The sequence below is a fragment of the Streptococcus sp. 1055 genome (assembly GCF_013276815.1).
GTDB lineage: Bacteria > Bacillota > Bacilli > Lactobacillales > Streptococcaceae > Streptococcus > Streptococcus pseudopneumoniae.
In genome coordinates this window covers 1-5,014 of sequence record NZ_VMLT01000078.1, presented here as the reverse complement: position 1 = coordinate 5,014, position 5,014 = coordinate 1, and the positions used below count along the sequence as shown (strand labels likewise).

The 5,014-nt window shown below is 42.7% G+C and carries 4 protein-coding genes; 1 reads left to right on the top strand and 3 read right to left on the bottom strand.

The annotated features are described in order from the left end of the window. Positions 1-113: 113 nt before the first annotated feature. Positions 114-1,280, top strand: coding sequence for an IS30 family transposase (locus HT699_RS07430; RefSeq protein WP_172934222.1), 1,167 nt, complete (start codon positions 114-116; stop codon positions 1,278-1,280). Between the two features lie 287 nt (positions 1,281-1,567). Here HT699_RS07430 and HT699_RS07425 read toward each other — a convergent pair whose 3' ends face one another. The 3 genes from HT699_RS07425 to zapA form a co-directional block, all read right to left on the bottom strand. Continuing rightward, on the bottom strand, positions 1,568-3,904 hold the full coding sequence (locus HT699_RS07425; protein WP_172934221.1) for an endonuclease MutS2: 2,337 nt from the start codon (positions 3,902-3,904) through the stop codon (positions 1,568-1,570). 102 nt (positions 3,905-4,006) lie between these two features. Then, a complete protein-coding gene (locus HT699_RS07420) occupies positions 4,007-4,555 on the bottom strand; it encodes a CvpA family protein (protein WP_172934220.1) in 549 nt (182 codons plus the stop codon). Then, positions 4,552-4,854 carry a cell division protein ZapA gene (gene zapA, locus HT699_RS07415; RefSeq protein ID WP_000002019.1) on the bottom strand — a complete coding sequence of 101 codons (303 nt, stop codon included), beginning with the start codon at positions 4,852-4,854 and terminating at the stop codon, positions 4,552-4,554. Before zapA ends, HT699_RS07420 begins: the two co-directional genes overlap by 4 nt. Between the last annotated feature and the right edge of the window lie 160 nt (positions 4,855-5,014).

Sequence of the window (5,014 nt, the reverse complement as noted above, 5' to 3'; positions counted from 1 at the left end):
CGGTAACTTCTCAAAGTAACTTCCACTTGCTTGACCAAAGTGGAAATTAGTCTAAAACGGATTTTTATGGTGGAATTAAGTGTGAGACGTTTGAGTTAGAAATGAGGCTCACTATGACAAAACATAAACACCTTACCCTTTCAGACCGTAATGATATCCAATTAGGCTTAGAGCGCGGTGAAACCTTCAAAGCTATCGGACAGTCCATTCTAAAAGACCCGACCACTGTCTCCAAAGAAGTCAAACGAAACAGACGAGTCCGAGAGTCTACATGCCATAACCTTCCTTGCCCTCTACTTGACAAAACTCCCTTTGTCTGTAATGGATGTCCTCAAAGAAGACAGAATTGTGGCTATAAAAAGATCTTCTACCTCGCTAAGCAAGCTCAAAAGCAGTACGAACAAACTCTGGTTGAATCTCGTGAAGGAACTCCCCTCAATTCCAAGACCTTCTGGGACATGGACAAAGTCATTTCTGAGGGTGTTAAAAAAGGACAACACATCTATCATATCCTCAAAACTCACAATCTTGATGTCAGCTCCTCAACCGTCTATCGACACATCCGAAAAGGATACCTATCTATCGCTCCTATTGACCTAGCCAGAGCCGTTAAATTCAAAGAAAGACGGAAAAGTAAGCTACCTTCCATCCCTAAAGAAGCTAAAAAAGGCCGTTCCTATGAGGATTTCCAAAACTATTTAGCACTGAATCAACTAGACTCTTGGCTGGAAATGGATACAGTTATGGGGAGGATGGGAGGTAAAGTCCTACTCACCTTCAATCTCTCTTTCTGTAACTTTATCTTCGCTAGACTTCTGGATAATAAAACTACCCTTGAGGTTACCAAACACCTCTATGACATCAAGAACACTCTTCACCAAGCTGCCAAAGATTTCTTCCAACTCTTTCCTGTCATCCTGACAGATAATGGTGGAGAGTTTGCCAGGGTTGATGATATCGAAATGGATGTGCGAGGAGAGAGTAAGCTATTCTTTTGTGACCCTAATCGCTCTGACCAGAAAGGCAGAATTGAGAAAAATCACACGCTGATTCGCGACATTCTACCTAAGGGAACTTCTTTTAACAATTTAACTCAAGAGGACATCAATCTCGTCTGTTCGCATGTCAACAGCGTCAAACGTGCTGCTTTGAATAGAAAGTCAGCCTATGAACTCTTTGCATTTACCTATGGAGAAGAGATTCCTAAGCTTCTCGGCATTTCTAAAATACCTGCAGAAGACGTCTGCCAGTCGTCTAAATTACTCCAACATAAGTTCTAAAAACTAATCTTTAACCGCATTCAAACGTCTCACACTAACTTCCACCATAGCGGAACTTAATCTGAAACGCTTTCAGATGAGGGGATTTTGTGCGCTCTTTTTTTCGATTCATTTTGGCTACAAAAGCGATGAAATCAAGCATGAGTAAAACCAGTGGAACTTACCCTGACACGGATTTCCACTGGTTTTTAGGATTTTTATCAGACTAACTTCCACTTGGATTAGCGGTGGAACTTAGTTTGGGAATTTACCCAACAGTTTTTACTTTATGAATTCCGAAATATTTCTTATCCTTTAAAAGTCACAATAGTCGCACCACTGCCTCCAGCATTTTGTGGGGCATAGCCGAAACTCTTGACATGCTTGTTTCTTTGTAGGTATTTGGTGACACCTTCACGGATGACTCCTGTTCCGATACCATGGATGATATCAACTTGAGCCATATTGTTAAGCAAGGCTTGGTCGATAAAGGCATCTAGCTCATTCATAGCCTCTTCATAACGTTTGCCTCGAAGATCCAGTCTGGCTTGTGGACCACGACCAGAAGTTCGTTTCACAACATTGACCTGTTTCTTCTTGACTTGCTTTTCTTGCTGGGCTTGAATAAGGTCAAACTCTTTCTCTTCCAAGGTCATCTTGATCAAACCAACTTGGGCTTCCCAACGGCCGTCCTTGAGTTGACTGGTCAAGGTACCACGCTGTCCATAACTGAGAACAACAATATCATCTCCCACCTTTGGAGCACGTTTTTTCTTGGCCTTTTGAAGGACCTTGTTTTTAGACAAGTCCACTTTTTCAGGAGCCAATTTTTTCAGCTTGGCCTTGGCTTCAATGATTTCATGGGGCTTGAGTTGAGATTTACTGTGGAGATTTTTGAGAATCTGGTCACTTTCACTTAGGACCATGTCCACAATCTCAGCAGCCTGTTCACGTGCCTTATTAAGCTCGGTTTCCTTTTCACGATTGAGCTCATTGTAAAGTTTTTTAAGAGCACGGTTCATCTTGAGATTTTCTTGCTCCACCTCACGGATATTATCCAAACGTTTACGGCTTTCCAGCGTCTGCTCTTCCAGTTGTTCAATAATCTGATTGACATCATTGTCCTGATCAACCTGCTGACTGGCATCCCCTACGATAACTTCAGATAGGCCTAGACGTTTGGCAATTTCGAAGGCATTGCTTCGGCCAGGAACACCCTGCATAAAGCGATAAGTCGGGCGAAGAGTTGCAGTCTCAAACTCCATGCTGGCATTTTGAACAAAGGCTGTCTCAATACCATAGGCCTTTAGTTCCGGATAGTGAGTAGTAGCCATTGTCTTGACTTGACGCAGGCGAAGGTCTTCCAGAATAGCCATGGCAAGAGCAGCTCCTTCTTGAGGGTCTGTACCAGCTCCCAACTCATCCAAGAGTAAAAGTGAATGTTGGTTAACCTTGCCAAGAATATCCACAATATTGGTCATATGGCTAGAGAAGGTAGACAAGCTCTGCTCAATAGATTGCTCATCACCAATATCGGCAAAGATTTCTTCAAAAATACCAACACGACTTCCCTTATCTGCTAAAATCGGCAAACCTGACTGAGCCATAACCTGTGTCAAGCCCAGAGTTTTAAGCATGATGGTCTTCCCACCTGTATTGGGACCTGTAATGACAATGGCTGTTAAATCTTGGCCAAAATGGACATCATTGGCGACGGCATTTTTGACCAGAGGATGGCAGACATGGAGCAGTTGAATCTCTTGATTTTCTGATAGCTGAGGTACGACTGCTTGTCTTTCTTGGATAAAGCGGACCTTGGCACGAATCAAGTCCAGATGGCCGATAATCCAAGCATCATTGGCAATCTCAGCCGCATGAGGGCGAACACGCTCAGAAATTTCTTGGAGAATGCGAAGCATTTCATAACGCTCATCTGCTCGCAAACTGGCAATTTCTTCGCTCAGTTTGACCACCTCACGGGGTTCGATGTAGACGGTGTTTCCACTAGCAGAAATATCATGAACAACACCTGCAATCTTATTACGGTAGGTGTTTTTGACAGGTAAAACCTGACGACCATTTCTGCTGGCAACAATCCCTTCTGTCAACATCTGCGCTTTTTGCTTGAGCAAATCTTGCAAGACATCGCGGACCTGACTCTCGCTGTCATGGATTTTTCGACGGATGCGCGCCAATTCTTCACTGGCAAAATTTTCAATGAAACCTGCATCATTAAAGGCCTGAAGATTTCCTTGTAATTGAGGAAAATCATGTAATTTCTCAAACCAAAGAGCTAATTCTTCCAAGCTGACATTTTCCAGATTGGCGTAAAAACTTTGAAGTTCTCGGCTGGCAAGAAGCACGCGCTTCAATAGTAGGAACTCCTCAATATTGAGGTCTGCTCCCATCTCCAAGCGCTTGCAGACTCCTGCTATTTCCTTGGTTGCGAGAATGGTAAAATGCGGTTGCTCGACAAAGAGAGCCTGCATTTCCTTCATCTCAGCAAAAGCCTGTTTGATTTTATCTGCTTTGGCAGTCGGAGCCAGCTGTCTCAATTGCTCCAAGCCCTGCTCGGTCAACAAATGGGGTTCAAACAAAGCCTTGACCTTATTGAACTCTAATGTTTCTAATATTTTCTTATTCATCTTTATTTCCTTGTCTTTGAATGTCTAGGTGTATTAGCTTTTTACATTCTGATAGATTCTAGTCAATCTGTAAACAAAGGGCTAGGAAAACTCCTGCCCTTTTTATCCGATTAAATTTGTCACCCAGATTTGTTTGAGCCAACTGGTTGTTACTGGTATGCTCTGGATGATGTGTTTTGCAACGATACTCTTTTCAAGAGGATTTTGTATAGCTGCCATGGGGATGGTCGCCAAGATGGTCAAGGCCATTTGCAAGACAAATAAGGTCACCAACATGGACAAGATCCCTGCTGAAACTCGGAACAACTTGCCCCCCAGTTTTTTACTAGGAAGTAAGTGTAAGAGGAGACCAAGCAAACGACCTATGCTATAGACAATCCCAAATACCAACAAGTAGCCAATCCCTGCGTAAAAGACCTTATCCAACTGAAAGAGTTGATCCGATGGGAAGAAGAAAGTCCCCTGACCTTCCTGCGGGTTTGCATAAGGGAGTAATAAATGGAATTGCTCTCCCAGTCCCTTGTAAAACTGGCCAGCCATAAAAGCCGATGCCATAGCTGAAATCAGGTAATAGACCTGCAAGAGCAGGCCTCTCCGATAGCCGATATAGAATCCCCAAGCCAAGACCAATAGAAGAAGGAGTGAAATCATAAGGAATCCTCAATCTTGCTCTGTTCTTGCTTACAAGTCACAAGCTTGTGACGGAGTTCTTCTAACTCTTGCTCCTTATCGTCAAATTCAATCTCACGGCTGAGTTGAGTTGACAAACAGTTGACTGCCAACAAAAGAGCGATTGTTTCATCATCTGCGCTAGGCATTTGTTCTTTAATTGCTTGGTATTTTTCTGTCGCAACCTTGGCGATTTCCTCCATAAAAAGGTTATCATGTTCGCTTGTCAAGGTTAATGATTTTTTCCCGAATGTAAATTTGAATCGATTTAGATTTGCCATAAAATTCACCTCACGATATTATACCAAAATTCGCTAATTTTGTCAGTTTTTACAAATTTGCCTGCTTTTGTGGTACAATAGAAACTATGGCAAGTATAACACTCACACCAAGTGAAAAGGAGATTCAGACTTTTCTTGAACACCCGACTTTATCACTTAA

Bases quoted from the DNA above. Each gene is read 5' to 3' on its own strand.
- HT699_RS07425 (WP_172934221.1), bottom strand. From the start codon at position 3,904: ATGAATAAGAAAATATTAGAAACATTAGAGTTCAATAAGGTCAAGGCT.
- zapA (WP_000002019.1), bottom strand. From the start codon at position 4,854: ATGGCAAATCTAAATCGATTCAAATTTACATTCGGGAAAAAATCATTA.
- HT699_RS07420 (WP_172934220.1), bottom strand. From the start codon at position 4,555: ATGATTTCACTCCTTCTTCTATTGGTCTTGGCTTGGGGATTCTATATC.
- HT699_RS07430 (WP_172934222.1), top strand. From the start codon at position 114: ATGACAAAACATAAACACCTTACCCTTTCAGACCGTAATGATATCCAA.